Source organism: Halomonas sp. Ps84H-12 (assembly GCF_024124725.1).
Taxonomy (GTDB): Bacteria; Pseudomonadota; Gammaproteobacteria; order Pseudomonadales; family Halomonadaceae; genus Vreelandella; species Vreelandella aquamarina.
On sequence record NZ_JAMXSJ010000005.1, the window covers coordinates 50,411 to 74,005 of the forward strand.

At 57.9% G+C, this 23,595-nt stretch carries 21 protein-coding genes; 16 read left to right on the top strand and 5 right to left on the bottom strand.

The annotated features are described in order from the left end of the window. Positions 1-7 precede the first annotated feature (7 nt). Genes NH344_RS03680 through NH344_RS03690 form a run of 3 tightly spaced genes read right to left on the bottom strand, consistent with a single transcriptional unit; the run spans position 8 to position 3,261 of the window. Positions 8-1,615: a carboxyl transferase domain-containing protein gene (locus NH344_RS03680; protein ID WP_253027554.1), complete on the bottom strand. Its 1,608-nt coding sequence runs from the start codon at positions 1,613-1,615 to the stop codon at positions 8-10. A gap of 22 nt (positions 1,616-1,637) precedes the next feature. Continuing rightward, positions 1,638-2,807 (bottom strand): isovaleryl-CoA dehydrogenase, encoded by a 1,170-nt coding sequence (locus NH344_RS03685; protein WP_054640826.1) that lies wholly within the window; start codon positions 2,805-2,807, stop codon positions 1,638-1,640. Between the two features lie 49 nt (positions 2,808-2,856). Beyond that, positions 2,857-3,261, bottom strand: coding sequence for a MerR family DNA-binding transcriptional regulator (locus NH344_RS03690; RefSeq protein WP_253027555.1), 405 nt, complete (start codon positions 3,259-3,261; stop codon positions 2,857-2,859). Between the two features lie 310 nt (positions 3,262-3,571). On the opposite strand from NH344_RS03690, the gene NH344_RS03695 reads away from it, so the two are divergent. From NH344_RS03695 to NH344_RS03735, 9 genes are all read left to right on the top strand, one after another. Beyond that, on the top strand, positions 3,572-4,357 hold the full coding sequence (locus NH344_RS03695) for an ABC transporter ATP-binding protein (RefSeq protein ID WP_253027556.1): 786 nt from the start codon (positions 3,572-3,574) through the stop codon (positions 4,355-4,357). Continuing rightward, positions 4,354-5,103: an ABC transporter ATP-binding protein gene (locus NH344_RS03700; RefSeq protein WP_054640828.1), complete on the top strand. Its 750-nt coding sequence runs from the start codon at positions 4,354-4,356 to the stop codon at positions 5,101-5,103. Before NH344_RS03695 ends, NH344_RS03700 begins: the two co-directional genes overlap by 4 nt. 145 nt (positions 5,104-5,248) lie before the next feature. Further along, a complete protein-coding gene (locus NH344_RS03705; protein WP_253027557.1) occupies positions 5,249-6,472 on the top strand; it encodes an ABC transporter substrate-binding protein in 1,224 nt (407 codons plus the stop codon). A gap of 138 nt (positions 6,473-6,610) precedes the next feature. Further along, positions 6,611-7,498, top strand: a complete 888-nt coding sequence (locus tag NH344_RS03710; RefSeq protein ID WP_253027558.1) for a branched-chain amino acid ABC transporter permease — start codon at positions 6,611-6,613, stop codon at positions 7,496-7,498. Between the two features lie 2 nt (positions 7,499-7,500). Then, complete coding sequence (locus NH344_RS03715) at positions 7,501-8,502, top strand: branched-chain amino acid ABC transporter permease (RefSeq protein WP_253027559.1); 1,002 nt, start codon at positions 7,501-7,503, stop codon at positions 8,500-8,502. A gap of 243 nt (positions 8,503-8,745) precedes the next feature. Continuing rightward, positions 8,746-9,900: an acyl-CoA dehydrogenase family protein gene (locus NH344_RS03720; protein WP_062375092.1), complete on the top strand. Its 1,155-nt coding sequence runs from the start codon at positions 8,746-8,748 to the stop codon at positions 9,898-9,900. Positions 9,901-9,946: 46 nt separating this feature from the next. Then, a complete protein-coding gene (locus NH344_RS03725) occupies positions 9,947-11,062 on the top strand; it encodes an enoyl-CoA hydratase/isomerase family protein (protein ID WP_062375090.1) in 1,116 nt (371 codons plus the stop codon). Positions 11,063-11,104: 42 nt separating this feature from the next. After that, entirely contained in the window at positions 11,105-12,001 is an 897-nt protein-coding gene (gene mmsB / locus NH344_RS03730; protein WP_062375088.1) for a 3-hydroxyisobutyrate dehydrogenase, read from the top strand. A gap of 126 nt (positions 12,002-12,127) precedes the next feature. Next, entirely contained in the window at positions 12,128-12,754 is a 627-nt protein-coding gene (locus tag NH344_RS03735) for a glutathione S-transferase family protein (protein ID WP_253027560.1), read from the top strand. Between the two features lie 234 nt (positions 12,755-12,988). Here the strand turns inward: NH344_RS03735 and NH344_RS03740 are convergent, their stop codons facing one another. Both NH344_RS03740 and NH344_RS03745 read right to left on the bottom strand, forming a co-directional pair. Beyond that, a complete protein-coding gene (locus tag NH344_RS03740; protein WP_253027561.1) occupies positions 12,989-13,909 on the bottom strand; it encodes a 2-dehydropantoate 2-reductase in 921 nt (306 codons plus the stop codon). 260 nt (positions 13,910-14,169) lie between these two features. Then, positions 14,170-15,060, bottom strand: coding sequence for a LysR family transcriptional regulator (locus NH344_RS03745; protein ID WP_044628341.1), 891 nt, complete (start codon positions 15,058-15,060; stop codon positions 14,170-14,172). 157 nt (positions 15,061-15,217) lie between these two features. Between NH344_RS03745 and leuC the strand changes: the two genes are divergently transcribed. The 7 genes from leuC (at position 15,218) to NH344_RS03780 (ending at position 23,549) form a co-directional block, all read left to right on the top strand. Continuing rightward, positions 15,218-16,669, top strand: coding sequence for a 3-isopropylmalate dehydratase large subunit (gene leuC, locus NH344_RS03750; RefSeq protein ID WP_044628340.1), 1,452 nt, complete (start codon positions 15,218-15,220; stop codon positions 16,667-16,669). 3 nt (positions 16,670-16,672) lie between these two features. Beyond that, positions 16,673-17,320 (top strand): 3-isopropylmalate dehydratase small subunit, encoded by a 648-nt coding sequence (leuD, locus tag NH344_RS03755; protein WP_044628339.1) that lies wholly within the window; start codon positions 16,673-16,675, stop codon positions 17,318-17,320. A 152-nt stretch (positions 17,321-17,472) separates the two neighbouring features. After that, the gene (gene leuB, locus NH344_RS03760; protein WP_044628338.1) at positions 17,473-18,558 is read left to right on the top strand and encodes a 3-isopropylmalate dehydrogenase; all 1,086 of its coding nucleotides are present in this window, start codon (positions 17,473-17,475) and stop codon (positions 18,556-18,558) included. Positions 18,559-18,691: 133 nt separating this feature from the next. Beyond that, the gene (gene asd, locus NH344_RS03765) at positions 18,692-19,804 is read left to right on the top strand and encodes an aspartate-semialdehyde dehydrogenase (protein ID WP_044628337.1); all 1,113 of its coding nucleotides are present in this window, start codon (positions 18,692-18,694) and stop codon (positions 19,802-19,804) included. 230 nt (positions 19,805-20,034) lie between these two features. Then, complete coding sequence (locus NH344_RS03770; protein WP_044628336.1) at positions 20,035-21,948, top strand: FimV/HubP family polar landmark protein; 1,914 nt, start codon at positions 20,035-20,037, stop codon at positions 21,946-21,948. Between the two features lie 30 nt (positions 21,949-21,978). Then, entirely contained in the window at positions 21,979-22,917 is a 939-nt protein-coding gene (gene truA / locus NH344_RS03775) for a tRNA pseudouridine(38-40) synthase TruA (protein ID WP_044628335.1), read from the top strand. Then, entirely contained in the window at positions 22,914-23,549 is a 636-nt protein-coding gene (locus tag NH344_RS03780; protein ID WP_253027562.1) for a phosphoribosylanthranilate isomerase, read from the top strand. The genes truA and NH344_RS03780 overlap by 4 nt, the downstream gene beginning before the upstream one ends. The last annotated feature ends 46 nt before the right edge of the window (positions 23,550-23,595 follow it).

Consider the following 23,595-nt stretch of genomic DNA (forward strand, 5'->3'; position numbering starts at 1 on the left):
TCGCCCCTTACATCCGGAACACGCCGAAGCGCGTCTCTTTGACTTCGGCATTCATCGATGCGGCCAGTGACAGCCCCAGCACATCGCGGGTTTGCAGCGGGTCGATCACGCCGTCATCCCACAGGCGGGCGCTGGCGTAGTAGGGGTGGCCCTGGTGCTCGTACTGGTCGCGGGTGGGCTTTTTGAACGCTTCTTCGTCCTCTTTGCTCCATTCTCGGCCTTCGCGCTCGTACTGCTCGCGTTTTACCTGGGAAAGTACGCCTGCCGCCTGTTCGCCGCCCATCACCGAAATACGCGCGTTGGGCCACATAAACAGCAGGTTGGGGTCGTAAGCACGACCACACATACCGTAGTTACCCGCGCCGAAGCTGCCGCCAATCAGCACGGTGTATTTCGGCACGTTGGCGCAGGCCACGGCGGTGACGAGTTTGGCGCCGTGCTTGGCAATGCCTTCATGCTCGTACTTGGAGCCAACCATAAAGCCGGTGATGTTCTGCAGGAACACCAGTGGGATTTTGCGCTGGGCGCACAGCTCAATAAAGTGCGCACCTTTTACCGCACTCTCTGAAAACAGCACGCCGTTATTCGCCACGATCCCCACCGGGTAGCCGTGAATATGGGCAAAGCCGGTCACCAGCGTGTCGCCGTAGTAGCGTTTGAACTCGTCAAAGTCGGAGCCATCGACGATGCGGCCGATCACTTCGCGCACGTCGTAGGGCTTTTTCAGGTCGGTGCCGACGATGCCATAAAGCTCTGAAGGGTCGAGCTTGGGCGGCCTAGGCGGCTGCATGGCCAGCTGGCCGCGCTTTTGCCAGTTCAGACGCGATACGCAGGCGCGGGCAAGCTGCAGCGCATGGGCGTCATTTTCAGCGTAGTGGTCGGCTACACCGCTCACTTTGGCGTGAACGTCCGCACCGCCCAAGTCCTCGGCGCTGATGCTCTCCCCCGTGGCGGCTTTTACCAGCGGTGGGCCACCCAGGAAGATCGTGCCTTGCTCTTTAACAATGATGGACTCATCCGCCATGGCAGGCACATATGCACCCCCTGCGGTACAGGAGCCCATCACCACGGCGATCTGTGGAATGCCTTCAGCGGACATCGTGGCCTGGTTGTAGAAAATACGCCCGAAGTGGTCGCGGTCGGGGAAGACTTCGTCCTGGCGGGGCAGGAAGGCACCGCCAGAATCCACCAAGTAGATGCACGGCAGGCGGTGCTTGCGGGCAATTTCCTGGGCACGCAGGTGCTTTTTCACCGTTAGCGGGAAATAGGTGCCGCCTTTTACCGTGGCGTCGTTGGCCACAATCACGCACTCAACGCCAGACACCCGACCAATCCCGGTGATCACGCCTGCGGCAGGTACCTCACTGTCGTAAACGTGATGCGCCGCCAGCGCGGAAAACTCCAGAAACGGCGAGCCTTCATCAATCAAATGGTCGATGCGGTCACGCACGTACAGCTTGCCACGGCTCTCATGGCGGGCGCGGGCTTTCTCACCGCCTCCTTGTGCAATGGCCGCAGTGAGTTCACGGAGTTTGTTGACTTCCCCCAGCATGGCGGCCTCGTTGGCCTGAAACACATCGCTGCGCGGGTTGATCTGTGTGGAGAGTGTGCTCATGGCGCGCCCCTGCTAATTTTTGTTAAAGGCTTTCGGTGAAAAGTTCGCGGCCAATCAGCATCCGGCGAATCTCGCTGGTGCCCGCGCCAATTTCGTAAAGCTTCGCGTCGCGCAGCAAGCGGCCGGTGGGGTACTCGTTGATATAACCGTTGCCGCCCAGTAGCTGGATGGCATCCAGCGCGACCTGGGTGGCTTTTTCAGCGCAGTAGAGGATGACACCAGCGGCATCTTTACGAGAAGTTTGGCCACGGTCGCAGGCGGCCGCGACGGCGTATAAATAAGCGCGGCAGGCGTTTAGGGTGGTGTACATATCCGCCACCTTGCCCTGCACCAGTTGGAACTCACCGATGGATTGATTGAACTGCTTACGCTCATGGATGTAAGGAATGACGATGTCCATGGCGGCTTGCATGATGCCAATGGGGCCAGCGGCCAGAACGGTGCGCTCGTAATCCAGGCCGCTCATCAATACGCGAACGCCTTTGCCTACTTCGCCCAGCACGTTCTCGGCGGGTACGCGGCAATCCTGGAAGACCAGCTCGCAGGTGTTAGAGCCACGCATGCCCAGCTTGTCGAGCTTCTGGGCGGTGGAAAAGCCCGGCATGCCTTTTTCGATAATAAACGCGGTGATGCCTTTGGAGCCGGCATCCGGGTCGGTTTTGGCGTACACCACCAGCACATCGGCATCGGGACCGTTGGTGATCCACATTTTGTTGCCGTTGAGAATGTAGTGGTCGCCATCCTCTTTGGCGCGCAGCTGCATGGAGACCACATCGGAGCCAGCGCCGGGCTCTGACATCGCCAGCGCGCCCACGTGGTCGCCGCTCATTAGCTTGGGCAGGTATTTGGCTTTTTGCTCGGCGGAGGCGTTGATCTTGAGCTGGTTAACGCACAGGTTGGAGTGCGCGCCGTAGGAGAGCCCGACGGAAGCACTGGCCCGGGAGATCTCCTCCATGGCGATACAGTGGGCCAAGTAGCCCATACCGCTGCCGCCATCTTCTTCCGGTACGGTAATGCCCAGCAGGCCCATATCGCCGAATTTCTTCCACAGGTCGTTGGGAAACTCATTGTTGTGGTCGATCTCGGCGGCGCGTGGGGCAATCTCACTGGCGGCAAAGGCGTTGACCTGCTCACGCAGCATGTTCAGTTCATCGTCAAGACCGAAATTTAGTTCTGAATAGTGGGAAAACATGGTCAATCACCTTGTCGTTGTTAATCGGGTCGTTATTCGTTGAGGTTGTTTATTTCGCGGTGGCCGGATGTTTCTCGTTAAGCTCTTCGAGGGCTTGGCGGCAGCGAATCTCAGCGCTTTCAAGCTCCAACTGCACCATCGTGATGTCTTTCATCTGCTGTTCCAGCGCGGCTTTACGCTCGCTGATTTTGCTCAGCATCAGCTGTAGCTGCTTTTCGCTGCCGCTGCGGGTCTCATCCCACAGCTCAAACAGCTCGCGGATTTCCGCCAGCGAAAACCCCAGGCGTTTGCCGCGCAGTGTCAGCTTTAGCCGTACGCGATCTTTACTGCTGTAAATACGTGTCTGGCCCCGGCGGGTGGGATGCAGTAGCTCCTGATCTTCATAAAAGCGGATGCTACGCGTGGTCACATCAAACTCGCTGGCCAGTTCGCTGATCGAGTAGGTTTTGCTCATGATCGTTATTCTCGTCGATAGGGGATGTCCCTATGGAACACTGACCATGAGGCTAAAGCAAGTTTACGTTAACGTAAAGCTGGGATTGCAATGAGTGAGCTACCGTTGAATTTTAAAAAGTAATTGATAAATAAAGGATTTTTAACTTTAATTTGATGCGTCGGAGTGGTGCGTAGACCAAAGTTGTAATTGTAATACCCTGTGTGGGGTTGCTAGTTTGCACTTACACCTTACGTTCAGGTAAGGATGCGTTGCTGGCTAACGAGTTTCGCTTCCCACCGTACAAGAACAACAAGAGGCGTCCTACCTCATGCGTGCAGACGAAGTGACCAAGGGGCCAGTGCTCGAAACTCGAGGGCTGACCAAAGAGTTTCGCGGCTTTACCGCCGTGGATAACGTAAACCTCCAGGTGCAGGAGGGGCATATTCATGCCCTGATTGGCCCAAACGGTGCAGGGAAAACGACGGTCTTTAACCTGTTAACCAAGTTTTTGCCCCCTACGCGGGGCGAGATTCTCTATCGCGGCCAACCCATCACCAGCAAAAAATCTAACGAGATCGCCCAGCTTGGCTTAGTGCGTTCGTTTCAGATTTCAGCGGTGTTTGCCCACATGACCGCATTGGAAAACGTACGCGTAGCGCTTCAGCGCCAGCTGGGCACGTCGTTCCACTTCTGGAAATCGGAAAAAACGCTGGACCACCTCAACGACCGCGCCCTAGCGCTGCTCGATGAAGTGGGCCTGCGCGAATACGCCGATACGCTCACTGTGGAAATGCCCTATGGCCGCAAGCGCGCCTTAGAAGTGGCCACCACGCTGGCGCTGGACCCCAGCATGATGCTGCTAGACGAGCCGACCCAGGGCATGGGCGCGGAAGATGTTGACCGTATCGTTGCGCTGATCAAACGGGTTTCCCAAGGCCGCACGGTGTTGATGGTGGAGCACAACCTGAGCGTGGTCAGCCGCTTGTGTGACCGTATTACCGTATTGGCGCGGGGTGCGGTGCTGGCAGAAGGGGATTACGACACGGTTTCCCGCAACCCCTTAGTGCGCGAAGCCTATATGGGCAGCGAAGCGGCTGAGGAGGCTGCCGTATGAATACCGCAGAAGCATTCGAGAGCCAAGAAGCCCCAGAAAACCAGACTTTAGAGATGCTGCGAGTGCAAGACCTGCATGCCTTCTATGGCGAATCGCACATTCTGCATGGGGTGAATTTCGACGTGAAGCGTGGCGAGCTGGTGACTCTGCTGGGCCGCAACGGCGCGGGCCGCAGCACCACGCTAAAAGCGATTATGAATATGGTCGGGCGGCGCACCGGTTCGATTGTCATTAATGGCAATGAAACCCTGCGCATGAAGCCGCACCATATTCCCCGGTTAGGGATTGGCTACTGCCCGGAAGAGCGCGGTATTTTTGCGAGCTTAGATGTTCACGAAAACCTGCTGCTGCCACCCACTGTGCGTTCAGGCGGTATGAGCTTGGATGAAATCTACGGCATGTTCCCGAACCTCTACGAGCGTCGCAAAAGCCAGGGCACGCGGCTCTCCGGCGGCGAACAGCAGATGCTGGCCATGGCGCGCATTCTGCGTACCGGTGCGCGCTTGCTGCTGCTGGATGAAATCACCGAAGGCTTGGCGCCGGTCATCGTGCAAAAGCTGGGCGAGGTATTGGTGCAGCTAAAAGAGCGCGGCATGACCATCGTGCTGGTTGAGCAGAACTTCCGCTTTGCTGCCCCGCTGGCTGACCGCCACTTTGTGATGGATCACGGCCAAATTGTTGAGGAGATCACCGCCGAGCAGTTGCCTTCCCGGCGGGAACATTTAAACAGCATGCTGGGGGTATAAATCGCACACCATCTAAACTGTAAGCACGGCCTTAAAGAACAACAAACGCAACACTTACGTTTCATACACAAGCGCTCCACACACAAACGCTATAACTGAACGTCCGCATCATAAAAACAAAGGCCCTCAGGGCCAGGAGACGAACATGACCTATATGAAGAAGACGCTGGCCGCCAGCATCGCCGTTGCCGCTGCCTCCAGCATGGCGATCTCGACCGCCCACGCCGAGATCAGCGATGGTGAAGTGCGTATTGGCTACTTAGCCGATATGTCCGGCACCTACCGTGATTTGGCTGGCCCAGGTGGCCAAACTGCGATGGAAATGGCGGTGGCCGATTTTGGCGGCAGCGTGAACGGCTCACCCATTGTGATTTTCAGCGCCGATGACCGCAACAGTGCCGACGTGGGTGCCAACACCGTGCGCGAGTGGATCGACCAGCGTAACGTCGATATGGTTGGCGGCTTAGTGGCGTCGTCTGTGTCTATCGCCGTGACCAAAGTGTTGCAAGAGAACAACGGCCTGGGCATCGTCTCGGGCTCGGCGGCGTCTAGTATTACCAACGAACACTGTACTCCGAACCATATTCACTGGGTATATGACACCTATCCGCTGGCCAACGGCACCGCGAAGGCCGTCGTTGAGCAGGGCGGCGATAGCTGGTTCCTACTCACTGCGGATTACGCCTTCGGCCATGCACTGGAAGCCGACGTGACCAGTGTGGTAGAAGCCAATGGCGGTGAAATTGTCGGCGGCGTGCGTCACCCGTTCCCCACCAGTGACTTCTCCTCCTACATTCTTCAGGCGCAGGGTTCTGGTGCGAAAATCGTTGGCCTCGCCAATGCCGGTGCCGACACGGTCAACGCTATTACCACTGCCAGCCAGTTTGGTCTGACCCAAAGCGGCCAGCAATTAGCAGGCCTGCTGATCTTCCTCAACGACGTACACGCGCTGGGGCTAGAAGCCACCCAGGGGCTGCTGCTAACCACCGGCTGGTACTGGGACATGGATGAAGAGTCCCGCGCTTGGTCCGAGCGTTACTTTGAAGAAACCGGCCGTATGCCCACCATGGTGCAAGCCGGTATCTACTCCAGCACTATGCACTACCTGAAAGCCGTGGAAGCCGCTGGCACCGATGACCCTGAAACCGTGCGCGCGAAAATGGCCGAAGAGCCGATCAACGACTTCTTCGCCCGTAACGGCAGCATTCGTGAAGATGGCCGTATGATTCACGACATGTACCTGGCCCAGGTAAAAACCCCGGAAGAGTCTACCGGTGAGTGGGACCTCTACGAGATCCTTAGCACCATTCCCGCCACAGAAGCCTACCGTCCGCTGTCTGAAAGCCAGTGCTCGCTGGTACAGAACTGATCTGCTGACGCGCTCCAGGCTCAGGCATCTGCTGCCTTGGTCTGGGGCCAAGCAAGCCGTAAAGGCGTTTCTAACAATAAGCAACGCGCTGGGGCAGCTCCATAGGGCTGCCCGCTTAGCGGCGAGGAGAGTCATACCATGACGATGATATTCGGCGTGCCAATGGCCGTGTTCATGGGCCAGCTAACGCTTGGGCTTGTGAACGGTGCCTTTTACGCACTGCTTAGTTTGGGCCTGGCGGTCATCTTCGGCCTACTGAAGATCGTCAACTTTGCCCACGGGGCGCAGTACATGCTGGGAGCCTTCGCCGCGCTGCTAGGCTTTCGCTACCTGGGCATTAACTATTGGCTAGCACTGATTTTAGTCCCGTTGGTGGTGGGTGGTTGTGGCATGCTGATGGAGCGCTTTCTGCTGCGTCGCATTGCCCACCTCGACCACCTCTACGGGCTGCTGCTGACCTTCGGGTTGGCGCTGATTTTCGAAGGCACGTTAATTAACTTATTCGGCGTTTCTGGGGCGCGCTACGCTACCCCTGAAATTCTGCAGGGCGGCCTTAACCTGGGCTTTATGTTCTTACCTACCTACCGCGCTTGGGTGCTAGTAGCGGCGCTGGCCATGTGTCTATTCACCTGGTTCATGATTGAGCGTACCCGCTTGGGTGCCTACCTGCGCGCCGGTACAGAAAACTCCCAACTGATGCAGGCGTTCGGTGTGAACGTACCGCTGCTGATTACCCTAACCTACGGGTTTGGGGTTGGGCTTGCCGCCTTTGCAGGCGTGCTGGCGGCACCGCTTTATCCGGTATCGCCCACTATGGGCTCAAGCCTATTGATTGTGGTGTTTGCGGTGGTCGTTATCGGCGGTATGGGCTCCATTTTAGGCGCCATTTTAACCGGCTTAGGCATGGGCATTATTGAAGGGTTAACCAAGGTGTACTACCCGGAAGCCTCTAATACCGTGATCTTTCTAGTGATGATCCTGGTACTCATGTTACGCCCCGCTGGGCTGTTCGGTAAGGAGGCATAACCATGACAACAACGCATACCACCTCGGCAACCCAGTTGCCCTCCGCGGTGCAGGAGCGCCAACGGCGCGCCAAGCTACGCCGCAATATGTTCTACCTTGTGCTGCTGGCGATGGGGCTAGTTGCTCCCTTTGTGGCGTACCCCGTCTTTTTAATGAAGATTCTCTGTTTTGCGCTGTTTGCCTGCGCTTTCAACCTACTGTTGGGCTACGCCGGGCTGCTCTCATTTGGCCATGCGGCCTTCCTAGCGACCGGCGGCTATGTGACCGGCTACTTGCTGGCCAGCTACCCAGGCTTAATGCCAGAGCTAGGCATTCTTGCGGGTACGTTAATGGCAACTCTGCTAGGCGTACTGTTTGGCGTGCTCTCCATTCGTCGCCAGGGCATTTACTTCGCCATGGTCACGCTGGCGCTGGCACAGCTGATGTTCTTCGTGTTTGTGCAGTCCTCCTTTACCGGAGGGGAAGACGGCCTGCACGGCGTGCCGCGGGGTAACCTGTTTGGCGTGATCGATCTGAGCAGCAACTTGGCGATGTACTACTTCGTCTTCGCCGTGTTCGTGTTTGGCTTCGCGGTGATTCAGCGCACGGTTCATTCACCCTTTGGGCAAGTGCTGAAAGCCATTCGCGAGAACGAGCCCCGCGCCGTGTCGCTGGGCTACAACGTCGATGCCTACAAGCTGTTGGCTTTCGTTCTCTCGGCGGCGCTAGCAGGTTTGGCAGGTTCCACTAAAACCGTGGTGTTCCAGCTGGCCTCGCTCACCGATGCCCACTGGCATATGTCGGGTGAGGTGATTTTGATGACACTGCTGGGCGGTGTAGGCACGCTGCTTGGCCCGCTGATGGGGGCGGGGCTAGTGGTTAGCCTGCAGCATCTGCTGGCGCAGTCGCCGTTGGGGAACTGGGTGAGCGTGATTCTGGGCATCATCTTTGTGGTGTGCGTGCTGAGCTTCCGTAGCGGCATCATCGGCGAGCTGGCCAAAATGTACCGTAAAAACTTTAAGTGATGGATTCCCGTTAACCGCGTCTGTCCGTGGATTGGGTGCCTTCGGGCACCCTTTTTTCTGCTTGTGAAATAAGGCCGTAAGCCCATTTCTACGCCAAAGGTCGTGGGGGATTTGGTTGCGCAAGGTAGGGTAAGAATATAAGTTAACGTAAACGTCAACATTGCTAATAATGACAACAGCTAATGCGTGACTTGCCTGCCGCCTGCCTAGGCGCGGTGCATCCACGCACTGTGGAGATACGCCATGAATTTTGAGCTAAGTGAAGACCAGGTCGCTTTTTCTGATATGGCCCGGGCGTTCGCCCAGAACGAGCTAGAACCCCACGCCGCCGAATGGGACGCAGAATCTTTTTTCCCCGTCGATGTGATTCGTAAAGCAGGGGAGTTGGGCTTCTGTTCGCTCTACGCCCCGGAAAGTGTCGGCGGACTGGGCCTTTCCCGGCTTGATGCCAGCATTATTTTTGAACAGCTCTCGATGGGCTGCACCTCCACCACCGCGTACCTCACCATCCACAACATGGTGACCTGGATGCTGGCGGACTTCGGCACACCGGACGCCGTGGCGCAGTGGGGCGAAAAGCTGGCGACCGGCGAGCTATTGGGCTCTTACTGCTTAACCGAACCCAACGCAGGCTCCGATGCGGCCTCGCTGAAAACCACCGCCAAGCGCGATGGCGAGCACTACGTGCTGAACGGCAGCAAGATGTTTATTTCCGGCGCGGGTAGCACCGATTTCCTGGTGGTGATGGCGCGCACCGGCGGCGAAGGCCCCAGCGGCGTTTCCGCCTTCGCGGTGGATGCCAAGAGCGAGGGCATCAGCTATGGCCGCAAAGAGGACAAAATGGGCTGGAACAGCCAGCCCACCCGCATGATTACCTTTGAAGACGTGCGTGTACCCGCTAACCACCTGCTGGGCAACGAGGGCGACGGCTTCAAAATCGCCATGAAGGGCCTGGACGGCGGGCGCATCAATATTGCGACGTGTTCGATCGGCACCGCTCAGCAGGCGCTCAATAAAGCCCGCGAGTACATGCTAGAGCGCAAGCAGTTCGGTAAGCGCCTGGCCGAGTTCCAAGCGCTGCAGTTTCGCCTAGCCGATATGGTGACCGAGCTGGTGGCCGCCCGCCAACTGGTACGCATGGCCGCCACCAAGCTGGATGCGGGCCACCCGGATGCCACCACCTACTGTGCGATGGCCAAGCGGTTCGCTACCGATGTGGGCTTCAAGGTGTGCGACGAAGCGCTGCAGCTCTACGGCGGCAATGGCTACATCAAGGAGTACCCGATGGAGCGCTACGTGCGCGACACCCGCGTACACCGTATTCTGGAAGGTACCAACGAGATTATGCGGCTGATTATTTCCCGCCGCGTACTGGCCGACGGTGCCGCTGAGCTATAGCTGTCAGGGCACATATCACCAAGCCCCGAGCATATAAGGACAAACCATGAGTTGCGTACTGTTTGAAGAGCACACCACCCAAGATGGCCACGTGATTGGCGAGATTACCCTGAACGCCGAGCGCTCTTTAAATGCGCTCACGCTGGAAATGATCGAAGAGATCCTGCCGCGCCTAAACCAGTGGCAAAGCGACGAGCGGGTCGTAGCCGTGCTGCTGGATAGCGCAGGCGAAAAAGCCTTCTGCGCCGGTGGCGATGTGGTCAACCTCTACAAAGCCATTCAAGGTGAAGGTGCCGCGGACTTCCCCGAGCGCTTCTTCGAGAACGAGTACCGCCTGGATTACCAGCTGCACACCTTCCCCAAACCGGTGATCTGCTGGGGCAACGGCATCGTGATGGGCGGCGGCATGGGCCTGTTAAGCGGCAGCAGCCACCGCATCGTCACGGAAACCTCCCGGTTGGCTATGCCAGAAGTTACCATTGGGTTGTACCCGGATGTAGGCGCGAGCTGGTTCCTTAACCGCCTACCGGGCGGCGCCGGGCGGTTTCTGGCCATGACCGGTGGGCAAATTAACGCCCCGGATGCGGTTCACCTGGGCCTTGCCGACCGCGCCATTGCCAGCCACTACCGCGACGAGCTGGCCGAAAAGCTGCTAGCAGCCAGCTGGGGCGAAGGCGAACACACCGACGCCCACGGCGTGGTGAATCACGTACTGCGCGAGCTGGAACAGGCCTCCCAAGAAGTGTTCGCGGAGATGGAAGCGCCAGTTTACAAGTCGTCATCTTTAATTCGTGAGCTGATGGATCACGACACCGTCGAGCAGATGGTTGAGGCTGTGTTGGCAGTCGAGACCGACGACAAGTGGTTCAGCAAAGCGCAAAAAACCTTGGCCCACGGCAGCCCCGTTTCGGTCAAATTGATTCACGAGCAGCTCGCCCGTGCCAAGCATATGTCGCTGGCGGAAGTGTTTCAGTTTGAGCTTTCGCTCTCTGTGCAGTGCTGCCGCCACCGGGAGTTCCCCGAAGGCGTGCGCGCGCTGCTGGTGGATAAAGACGGCCAGCCAAGCTGGACCTACCCAGACGTGGCCTCGGTCGAGCCTTCCTTTATAGACGAGCTGCTGGCACCCGCATGGGACACCAGCCCGCTGGCAGATCTTAAATAACGCACACCGCACTCTCTACAACACGCTAATAAGGACAAAAAGATGACTACCGTTGCGTTTATTGGTTTAGGCAATATGGGCGGCCCGATGGCTGCCAACCTGGCGAAAGCAGGTTTTATCGTGCGCGCTTTCGACCTTTCCGCCCAAGCGCTGGAAACCGCGAAATCCCAAGGCTGCGACGTTGCCGCCACCGCCACAGAGGCCGCTACCGACGCCGATTTCATTATTTCCATGCTGCCCGCAGGCAAGCACGTGCGCGGGCTTTACGTGGATGGTGACGCGCCGCTGTTTGAAGTAATTAAACCCAGCGCGCTGGTGATTGATTGCTCCACCATTGATGCCGATACCGCCCGTCAAGTAGCCGCTGCTGGCGTTGAAAAGGGCATTGGCTTTGTAGATGCACCGGTTTCCGGTGGGGTGGGCGGTGCCCAGGCGGGCGCGCTGACCTTTATCGTCGGCGGCTCGGAGGCTCAGTTCGCCCAGGCGCAGCCAGTGCTGCAAGCCATGGGTAAAAACATCTTCCACGCAGGCGACCACGGCGCGGGGCAGGTCGCCAAAGTGTGCAATAACATGCTGCTCTCGATTCTGATGGCGGGCACCTGCGAAGCGATCAACATGGGCGTCAAAAACGGCCTAGACCCCGCCGTGCTTTCGGAAATCATGAAGCAAAGCTCCGGCGGCAACTGGGCGCTGAACGTCTACAACCCCTACCCAGGGGTGATGGAGAACGCCCCCGCCTCGAAAGGCTACCAGGGCGGCTTCCAGGTGGATCTAATGATCAAAGACTTAGGCCTCGCCATGGACGTGAGCCAGCAATGCGCATCCCCCGTGCCCATGGGCTCCGCCGCCCGTTCGTTGTTCACCCTGCACAAAGCAGGCGGCAACGGCAAACTCGACTTCTCCAGCCTGCTCAAGTTGTATCAGGATAAGAGTGAGTAGTGAGTGGTAAGTGGTAAATCGTGAGGGGGTGGCGTAGCGCGTGGTAACGAGCAGCGCGAGGCACCCGCGAAGGGCGGCAACGCCGCCCTGGTCGCGCCACAAAACTAACCAACAACAAGGATTGCCATGATTACGCTTTGGGGCCGCAACAACTCAACTAACGTCAAAAAAGTGCTCTGGGCACTGGAAGAACTGGAACTACCGTTCGAGCAGATCATGGCAGGCCTGCAACACGGCGTAAACGACACGCCGGAATACCTCGCCATGAACCCCAACGGTTTGGTGCCGCTGCTTAAAGATGACGCCACCCAAAGCGTGCTGTGGGAGTCCAACACCATCATCCGCTACCTAGCGGCTCAGTACGGCCCCAACCATTTATGGATTGAAAGCCCCGCCAAAAGGGCGCAAATGGAAAAGTGGATGGATTGGTCTAGCAGCTTGCTAACCCCCGCCCACCGCACCATTTTGATGGGCTATGTACGCACCCCGCCGGAGCAGTGCGATAGCACACTGCTAGACCCCGCCATCGCCACCTGCGAAAAACTCTTCGCCCAGCTAGACGCCGCGTTAAGCCAGCAGTCCTGGTTCTCTGGTGATGAATTCGGCCTTGGCGATATCGCCATCGCCCCGTTCACCTACAATCTCTTAAACAGCGGCCTTACTTGGCAGCCCCGCCCGCATCTACAGCGCTGGGTAGAGCAGCTCGCCGAACGCCCCGCCTACCGCAAAGTAGTGATGATTCCCGTCACCTAAAAATTCATTTTGAGCTCGGCGTGTATCTTCGTCGTTGAACAGGGGTAATCATCCCGTAGCGCGGCGTAATGAGCCACGCGAGGCACCCTCGAAGGGCAGCAAAGCCGCCACTGGGCTGTTATCGACATACTCAACCTACCCATCGTGCGTTATAACAATACTCAACTTTAGTGCTTGTGAGAGCGCCTGTGGGAGGGCGCTTCAGCGCGCGACGATTCAGCCACCCAAGCCCACCTAAAACCCAGCCTCCAATAATGCCAACTCCTGATCTAACCCCTTTAACACCTCACACCCCAACCCATGCCGCTCAGCGCTCTCAATCAATGGCCCCAAAATCGCCCCGCGTTCGGTAAGCCGCCTCGCCTCCACATCCTGCAACATAGAGGCTTTATTATTCGCCGTGTACTCCACCACCTGCCACACTAACGCTAGCCACACGGCGTCACCTTCACCACCATTCGGCGGGGCAACCTCTTCCTTCGCTAAAATCTCCGCCACTTCCTTCACCACGGCAACCACGCGGCCCGAGTAGGCATCACCACGAAGCTCACCATTACGCACGCCATTAAGCGCTACCAACGGGTTAATCGCCGCATTCACCGCTAACTTCTGCCATAAGCGGCTACGAATATCGCCCACCGCCGAAGCAGTAAAGCCAGCCTCACTCAACAGCGTCGCTAAAGATTCCGCTAGTCCTGCGTGCTGGTTATCCAAATCCCCGATAAACGTTGGCCCACGGCCTGCGTGTACCACGCCATCATCCCCGGTTAAGTAGGCCCCCTGAGTAGTGGTAGCGCACAGCACCGGCCCAGGCCACGTTTGGGTAATGCGTGGCTGGGCATAAAAACCGTTCTGCCACAGCACCAGCGGGGTAGAGGGGGGCAGCAGGCTGGCAATACTCGAAAGCGCCGCCTCGGCAGCCATCGCTTTGGTAGTGATATGCACAAACGCAGGCGGCTTAGGGGCATTAGCCACCAACTGTTTAGCGGCGAGTGAGGTTAAGTACTGATCACGCGCTTCGCCTTCTGGCGTGGTGAGCACCTGCCGCGTAGGCAATTCACGGCGGCCAATCACCGCCACCTCCACAAACGGGGCCAGCGAGTGCGCCAATAAACGGCCAATGGCCCCAGGGCCAAGAATCCAGTGGGTTGTCATGGGTAAAGCATCTTCAGCAACGAGAGTGCCGCCAAGCTTACCGTGTTCGGTGTGGGGAGGCTAAGCGAAGGGAAGCGCTGCACGCATCCCGCCACAGCTGTCATCTGCCCTGCCAGCCGGCTAATCCGGCTGGCAGGGGAAACAGACCACCTTCGCTGGTCAGAAAGCGACCGCTGATGCAGTGAAAGTGCCATTATGAGCGTTTCAGCCGCTTAGAGACGAATTGATCAGCGGTTCCTGAAGGTAAGCTTTTTGTAACTTTATGTTTCGCAATTTGCTTCCAATTGCTCAATCATTTTGCGGGCAGCATTAGAGAGCGTGCGGTTGTTATGTACTAGATAGCCCAACGGACGATGGATGGGCGCGGTGTCTACGGGTAGCGCTACTAGCTCGCTGTCGAGCATTTTTTCGGGTAACAGGCTCCACCCTAATCCAACGCCACACATCATTTTGAGCGTTTCAAGGTAGTTGGTGGACATGCTCACGGGCAGGTTAAGACCTGCTTCTTCAAAGCGCTGGCCAATCAGCGTGCGGGTAAAGGTTTTGGCTCCCGGCAATATGCAGTTCACTTCACACAGTTCCGCCAAGCTCAGGGGCTTGTCATCAGCACGGCTGCGTTGGGCCAGCGGGTGGTCTTTGGCGCAGACAAAACACAGCCGGTCTCGCCAAAGCTCGACTACCTGCAGTTGTTCAACGGGGTGAGGGGCGAGCGTCACAATGGCCATTTCCAGCGTGCCATCCATTACGCCCTGGTAGGCCAGTTCGGAATCTAAAAAGTGCAGGTCTAACGCGACTTCTGGGTGGCGCTGGGTGTACTGCTTTAATAGCGGCGGCAGCCGGTGCAAACCAATATGGTGGCTGGTGGCGAGCGTCAGTTTGCCGCCCACTTGGCCAGAGAGATTCGCCAGCGCGCGGCGGCTGTCTTCCACGGTAAACAGAATGCGCTGGGCTTTGGGTAGCAGCACGTTACCCGCCTCGGTGAGTGCGATGCGCCGTCCAATGCGGTCGAAAAGCCGAGTGCCCAGCAGGTCTTCCAGTGTGGCGATGCGCTTGCTGACGGCGGGCTGCGTGAGATGGAGCTGCTCGGCAGCGCGGGAGAAGCTCTGGGTTTCCGCCACGGCGAGAAAGGCTTGCAGGCTTTGGGTATCCACAGCGGCTCCTGGTCATCTATTCCTATTTGGAATCTAAAGTATGAATAACATGAATTGCTTTTATGCGCGAGTCGCGTAACACTCCAGTTCATCGCAATTTAAGCAGCACATAGAGGCTGCCACACCGAACTAGCAGGGCACCGCCCAGGAGAGCCACATGTCAGGTCAAACCCTTTACGACAAACTCTGGAACCAGCACTTGGTGAAACAGCGCGATGATGGTACGGCGCTGATCTACATCGACCGCCAGTTGCTCCACGAAGTGACCTCGCCCCAGGCGTTTGAAGGCCTGCGTTTGGCCAACCGTAAGCCCTGGCGTTTGGATGCCAACCTGGCAACGCCGGACCACAACGTGCCCACCACGGTGAAAGAGCGCGCCGAAGGTAACAGCGGTATTAAAGACCCTGTGTCGCTTATTCAGGTGCAAACCCTGGACGATAACTGCGTCGAGTACGGCATCGAAGAGTTCAAAATCAACGACCCACGCCAGGGTATCGTGCACGTGGTAGGCCCCGAGCAGGGCGCTACATTGCCCGGTATGACCGTGGTATGCGGCGACTCCCACACCGCCACCCACGGCGCATTTGGTGCCTTGGCTCACGGTATTGGTACGTCAGAAGTGGAGCATGTATTAGCCACTCAGTGCCTGCTGGCGCAAAAGATGAAAAACATGCAGGTGCGCGTCGAAGGCGAGCTGGGCCTGGGTGTGACCGCAAAAGACGTAGTGCTGGCGATTATCGGCAAGATTGGCACCGCAGGCGGCACAGGCTACGCCATCGAGTTCGCTGGCAGTGCCATCGAGTCGCTCTCCATGGAAGGCCGCATGACGGTGTGCAACATGGCGATTGAAGCGGGTGCTCGCGTGGGCCTGATCGCCGTGGACGATACCACCATCGACTACCTCGCTGAGCGCCCCTTTGCGCCCACCGCCGAGCAGTGGGAAGCCGCCGTAGCCGATTGGCGCAACCTGGTGTCGGATGCAGACGCCCACTTCGATAAAGTGGTGACGCTGAAAGCCGAAGAGATCGAACCGCAGGTGAGCTGGGGCACCAGCCCGGAAATGGTCACCGGTATTTCAGGCCAAGTACCCGACCCGCAAGCCGCCGATGACGAAACCGTTCAGCGCAGCCACGCCCGCGCGTTGGAGTACATGGGCTTGCAGGCGAATCAGAAGATCACCGATATCAAGTTGGATAAAGTCTTTATCGGCTCCTGTACTAACTCGCGTATTGAAGACCTGCGTGAAGCGGCAAAAGTGGCGAAGGGCAACAAAGTGGCCGATTCCATCAAGCTGGCCATGGTGGTGCCGGGTTCTGGCTTGGTGAAGCGCCAAGCGGAAGCGGAAGGCCTGGACAAAATCTTCATTGAGGCGGGCTTTGAATGGCGCGAGCCGGGCTGCTCCATGTGTTTGGCCATGAACGCCGACAAGCTAGGCGCAGGCGAGCATTGTGCGTCTACCTCTAACCGTAACTTCGAGGGTCGCCAGGGCTACGGTGGCCGTACTCACTTGGTCAGCCCTGCCATGGCAGCGGCAGCGGCGATTGCCGGTCACTTTGTCGATGTACGCACCTTACCCGCTAACGACGCCACACACGCGCAGGAGGCCTAAGCCATGAAAAAGTTCGAACGTTTTGAAGGCATCGTCGCGCCTCTAGATCGCGCTAATGTCGACACCGACCTGATCATTCCCAAGCAGTTTTTGAAGTCCATCAAGCGCACCGGCTTTGGCGTCAACCTGTTTGACGAGCTGCGTTATTTGGATGAAGGCCAGCCGGGCCAGGATTGCTCCAAGCGCCCGCTGAACCCCGATTTCGTTTTGAACCAACCGCGCTACCAAGGAGCTGAAGTGCTGCTGGCGCGGCGTAACTTTGGTTGCGGTAGTTCCCGCGAGCACGCCCCTTGGGCGCTGGAAGATTTCGGCTTCAAGGTGGTGATTGCCCCTAGCTTTGCCGATATTTTCTACAACAACGCGTTTAAAAACGGCATTCTGCTGATCACGCTGGAGGAAGAGGAGGTCGACCGCTTATTTGCGGAAGTGGACGCCAACGAAGGCTATCAGCTCGATGTGGATCTGGAGCATCAGCGGGTGATTACCCCAGGGTGTGAGATTCTGGAGTTTGAGGTAGATGCATTCCGCAAGCACTGCCTGCTGAATGGCTTGGACGATATTGGCATCACCCTGCAAGACGAAGACGCTATTCGTAGCTTTGAAGAGAAGCATCGCCAGCAGCGCCCGTGGCTGTTCCGCCAGCCAGCTTAGCGTCCACTCACCGAGTAATGGCAAGGGCAAGTCTATGCGAGGGTCTTTTGCCATGGATGGCAAAAGTAGCGCCCAGGGAGGGGTTCACAGCGCCCTCGCAGAGAGTTGCCATGGGCTATGAATATCTAAATTATCAGTGCTAAGGATTGAGCATGACTCATAAAGTGTTACTGCTGCCCGGTGATGGTATCGGCCCGGAAATCGCGGCTCAGGCGGCGCGGTTGTTGAAAGCCTGCCAAGAGGCGGGCTTGGATATCGAGGTAGAAGAGGGCTTGGTGGGCGGTTCCGCTTACGATGTCCACGGCGAGCCGCTGCCCGCTGAAACACTGGAAAAAGCCAAAGCCGCCAGCGCCATTCTGCTGGGTGCGGTGGGTGGCCCCAAGTGGGATAAACTCGAAGACCTCTCCAAGCGCCCTGAAAAAGGCCTGCTGGGGCTGCGTAAGAATCTCGGTCTGTTCGGCAACCTTCGCCCGGCCATGCTCTACCCGCAGCTAGCCAGCGCTTCCAGCCTAAAGCCGGAGTTGGTGGCGGGCTTGGATATCATGATCGTGCGGGAACTGACCGGAGGCATATACTTCGGGCAGCCGCGCGGTATCGAAGAGCGTAACGGTGAGCGCGTTGGTTTCAACACCTATATCTACTCTGAAAGCGAAATCGAGCGTATTGGTCGTGTCGCCTTCGAGATGGCCCAGAAGCGGGGCAAAAAGCTCTGCTCAGTAGATAAAGCCAATGTGCTGGAAGTCACTATTCTGTGGCGTGAGGTCATGGAGCGGCTGGCGCCGGAATACCCGGATGTCGAGCTGTCCCACATGTACGTGGACAACGCTGCCATGCAGCTGGTGCGCGCGCCGAAGCAGTTCGATGTGGTGGTAACCGGCAACATGTTTGGTGACATTCTCTCCGATGCCGCCGCCATGCTGACCGGCTCCATTGGCATGCTGCCGTCTGCCTCGCTCAACGAGAGCGGTCAGGGCATGTACGAACCTTGCCATGGCAGCGCGCCGGATATCGCGGGCCAAAACATCGCCAACCCGCTGGCTATGATGCTCTCCGTGGCGATGATGCTGCGTTACTCGCTCAATGAAACGGCGATGGCTGAGCGTATCGAAGCCGCCGTGGGTAGCGTGTTGGACGATGGCTTGCGCACCGCCGATATCGCCTCTGAAGGCATGAAGCGCGTCTCGACGGTTGAGATGGGGGACGCCGTACTCGCGGCGTTCGAGCATTATCAAGCATAAAGCGAGCTTGCTAACTAACTGATTCGCCTTGTTGCTTTGTAAACAGACCGCGTCGGCCGCCCTCAGGGGTGGCCGACGTCGTGTCTGATATGTGTGTATAATATAGGTCTCATTCTTAGTTGGAGGACTTCACATGTTGAAAGTCGGTTTCGTGGGATGGCGTGGCATGGTTGGCTCGGTGCTGATGCAGCGCATGCAGGAAGATGGTGATTTTAACGGCATTGAGCCGATCTTTTTCACCACTTCTCAAGTTGGCCAACCCGGCCCCGACATCGGCGTGGACGTGCCTCCGCTGAAAGATGCGTTTGCACTGGATGACCTGAAAGCGCTGGACGTGATCATCACCTGTCAGGGCGGTGACTACACCAAGAAGGTCTACGGCGACCTGCGCAGCGGCGGTTGGCAAGGCTACTGGATCGATGCCGCCAGCACCCTGCGGATGGAAGACGAAGCCACCATCATCCTCGACCCGGTGAACCGCAAGGTCATCGATGCGCAGCTGGCGAAAGGTGCCAAAACCTTCGTGGGTGGCAACTGCACCGTTAGCTTGATGCTGATGGGCTTAGGCGGCCTGTTTGAAGCCGATATGGTCGAGTGGATGACCTCCATGACCTACCAAGCGGCGTCTGGCTCCGGTGCCAAGCACATGCGCGAGCTGCTCAACCAGATGGGCCACCTGCGTGATAGCGTGGCCAGCGAATTGGCCGACCCGGCAAGCGCGATTCTGGACATCGACCGCAAAGTGACGGCAGCCATGCGTAGCGGTGATTTCCCCACTGACAACTTCGCTGCGCCGTTGGCAGGCAGCTTGTTGCCGTGGATCGACACCAAGCTCGATAACGGCCAGAGCCGTGAAGAGTGGAAGGGTAGCGTCGAGACCAATAAGATTCTGGGTCTTGAGAACAACCCGATTCCCATTGATGGCCTCTGCGTACGTATCGGTGCTATGCGCTCTCACAGCCAGGCGTTCACCATCAAGCTGAAGCAAGATGTGCCGCTGGATGAAATTGAAGAGCGTATTGCCAAGCATAACGAGTGGGTTAAGCTAATCCCCAACGATAAAGATGCCACCATTGCGGGCCTAACGCCTGCAGCTGCCACTGGCACGCTGCAAGTGCCGGTAGGCCGTCTGCGTAAGCTGAAAATGGGCGGTGAATACCTCTCTGCCTTCAGCGTTGGCGACCAACTGCTGTGGGGTGCTGCTGAGCCGCTCAAGCGCATGCTGAAAATTCTGCGTGAGCAGTAAGCGGTCGCGAAACACCGGCGTTTAATCGCTAGCTAAAAGTGGGAAGCTGTTCGCAGCTTCCCATTTTTTTGCCGTGACTTATGTTTCTAATCCATGGCTTCATGCAAATGTATGCGTTGAACATAACGGCATGATAAATACGCTATGATAAGAACGAACTAACTTATCTAGTCGCAACAGAATGCAGGTGTTGCATCGTGGCAGTGAATCGCAGGCAGTAGGGGCCCTACATGAAAAAGAAGCTGGCATGGTGGTTGTGGTTGCCACTGAGCGCTGTTAGCCCGTTGGCTTTAGCAGTTGGGCTTGGGCAAGCCACCGTGAATTCTCCGCTGCAATCGCCGCTAGATGCCACCGTGCCGCTGGTCGATGCCGCCGGTGTGGCGCTAGACGATGTACGCGTGGAAATAGCAAATGAAGCTGCCTTTAACGCGCTGGGCTTAGAGTGGACGCCGCTGGTCGCCAGCGTGCGCGCTGAATTACAGCATATGCCCGGTGGCCCACAGTTGGTGCTGCGTTCTGAGCAAGCGGTGAGCGAGCCATGGTTGGATCTCTTGGTCACCATCACTACGCCTGAAGGGCGGCGTACGGAAGCGATTATGCTGCTGTTTGACCCGCCCAATATGGTGAATGCACGCAGTCCATCGCATGAGCAGCAGAAAATTGCTCTACCCAATCGCCAGTCTGCCGCTTCTGCAGCCCCAGGCGTGCCAAGCGGCGGTAGCACTTCCACAGCGAATAACACCGCTTATGTGGCAAGTGGCGATACGCTGTGGAGTGTGGCCGACCGGATTAAGCCCGATAATGCTAGCGTACAGCAGATGATAGTGGCGCTGGTGGATGCAAATCCGAGCGTTTTTCCCTCTGGCAATATCAATAGCCTGCGCGCTGGCCAAACGTTGGCGGTGCCGAGCCGGGAGCAGGTGATGGCGCGCTCACCCGGTGAGGCAGCGCGTGCGGTACAAGCAATGCGGCGGACAAGTCAATCGCCGCCTGCCGAAGCGGCGGCAGAAATCCCGCAGGAAGAGCCGGATCAGGCCACCGGTGATAGCGCTTCTGTCGCGGAGTCAGCGGCAGAGCCACTTGACGCTGAGCAGGCGCAAAATCCTGAAAGTGCGCTGGCTGGCCTTACTTTAGATGACGTCATAGAGCAGCTGGCCGAAAGCCAAGCCATGCTCCAACAAGTACTTGCAGAGCGAGCCCAGCTGCGTATAGAGCTGGCTGAGCTACGCCAGGAGGTTGCTGCGTTAACCGAGGCGCTGAATGCCTCTCAGCAGGAGAGCCGCGCGGCTAATGCCGTCGCAACGGGGGGGGCGGTAGGTGCAGGGCGTGAGCAAGGCCAGGGCGCTTCACCTGAACCTACTGCCAATCAGGGGAGTGTGTTAGCGCCGCTGGCTGAGTATCGGTGGCCGCTAGCCAGTGCTGCCCTCGTGCTGTTGTTGGCAGGGTTGGTCTGGTCGCGCAAGCGCCGAGAGCGTCAGTGGGAAGATGCACCGGTAACCGAACGTTCCGTAACGCCTCCGCCCGCGTCTGCTGCGACAGCCTCAGGGCGCACGGAGCCGCATGTCGCGGAGCCTGCCCGTGCTGCCCCTTTTGAATCACAGGCTGCTGAGCCAGAGCTGGAGACCGCAGCGTTTGATGAAGCGCCGGTAATGAAGCCCGGCATGGCAGCGCCAAATGAGGAGCCGCCAACGGTTAGTGACAGCGAAGCACCAAAAGAGTGGGAAGCGGACGACGATGACGTGTTTACACGCAGCCAAGCATCGGGATTAGCGGCACAGCGTCAGCAGCATAAACCGGATAGCCAAGATCAGGTATCGCTAGCGCCTTCGACGGCGAAACAGGAAGCCAGTGCGCTCGATGATTTATCCGATGCCGATGAGCAGGAAAGCCCGAAGGAGGGCGTGGAGGACGAGGTGTCGCTGCCTGATGAGGATCAGCGCTCTCAGCCCCTGGATTACTACATTGACTATAACCCTCCATCGCTAAAACAAGAGGAAACGGGTGAGGAGGGTGCGTATAACGATGGGCTGAACAGTGGCACGACGACCCCGTCTAAGAGCGCGAATCACACGCGGCGAGTGCCTGAAGATGAGTGGGAAATCGAAGAGGTGGCATTCGAGCCGCGACGTCGGGATAATAGCTAACCTTCAAAATCCTCTAAATGACGTGGCTCGATGACGCTGTTCTACCACTTTGATGAGACACAACCGCTGGCTGGCCGTTTGGCGATGGGCGTTGAGTACGATGGCTCACGCTTTTGCGGCTTCCAGCGTTTAAAGCATGCGGCCTCTGTCCAGCAGGCCATCGAGGATGCGTTAGCCAAGGTGGCTGGCGCGCCGGTGCGTATCCATGCCAGTGGGCGCACAGATTCAGGCGTACACGCCACTCGCCAAGTGATTCACTTCGACCCGCCGGTACAGCGCACCGAAAAGGCCTGGATCTTTGGCGCGAATACCAATCTGCCCCGAGACGTGGCGGTGCGTTGGGTGAAAACGGTGTCCGACGATTTTCATTCGCGCCTTGGCGCGCTGGCGCGCCGTTACCGCTATATTTTCTTGAACCAAATTAGCCGCCCGGTGTTAGAGCGCGCTAACGTGACCTGGTGCCGTGACCCGCTGGATGCCGATGCCATGCACCGTGCTGCCCAGGCGTTGGTTGGCGAGCATGACTTCAGTAGTTTTCGCGCCGCCGGTTGTCAGTCGAAAACCCCCTGGCGGCAAATGCACTTTGTGGAAGTGAAGCGTCACGGTCCACTGGTGGTCATCGATATTCAAGGCAACGCCTTTTTGCACCACATGATCCGTAACATTGCCGGAGCGCTGGCCAGCGTTGGCCGGGGGGCGCAGGACGAAGGGCATATTGAGCGCCTGCTGGCGATGAAAAATCGCCAGAAGGGCGATGTCACGGCGCCTGCCTGCGGCCTGCATTTCGTCGACTCCATCTACGATGAGCGTTTCGAGCTACCCAAAGAGCCGCTAGGCCCGAATCTACTCGCCTTTACTGGGGAGTGGACCGGAGAGCGCGTATTGCCGGAAAGCCCTCGGGTGGCCGCAAGACGACGGCTGACGTTCTCCAAGCAAGCGAAACCTGAGCAGCAGGAGACTTCCTCATGAGCCAGCTAATGGCACGCACGCGTATCAAATTTTGTGGGCTCACTCGCCCGGAAGATATTGCCAAAGCGGTGGCATTGGGTGTCGATGCGCTAGGTTTTGTGATGTGGCCTAAAAGTAGCCGCAGCATTACCCCTGAGGCTCTGCGGGTACTTGCCGCACAGGTGCCTGCGTTTGTGACCCGTGTGGGGCTATTTGTGAACCAGCCTGCCGATCTGATTGAGCAGTGTCTGCCGCATTTAGATCTTATTCAGTTCCACGGCGATGAGTCGGCGGCGTTTTGCCAACAGTTTGGGCGACCCTGGATTAAAGCGCTGCGCATGCGCGATGACATCGACCTGCACGAGGCGGCAAAAGAGTACGCGGCGGCGCAAGCGCTGCTGTTAGATGCCTACCGTCCGGGCGTGCCGGGTGGAACTGGCGAGACCTTTGATTGGTCTAGAATCCCCGCAACCTTGGAAAAACCTGTTATCCTCGCGGGTGGGCTAACAGCCAATAATATTGCCGCCGCGGTAACTCAGGTAGCGCCGTATGCGGTTGATGTTTCAGGCGGTATTGAGGCATCCCCCGGTGTTAAAGAGGCCGAGTTAATGGCCGCTTTTGTTCGTCATGTGGCGCAGGCCAATACGCATTAAGCGTTACCACCTGCGTGCATTCAGAATTACGATGCGTGGCTCACCG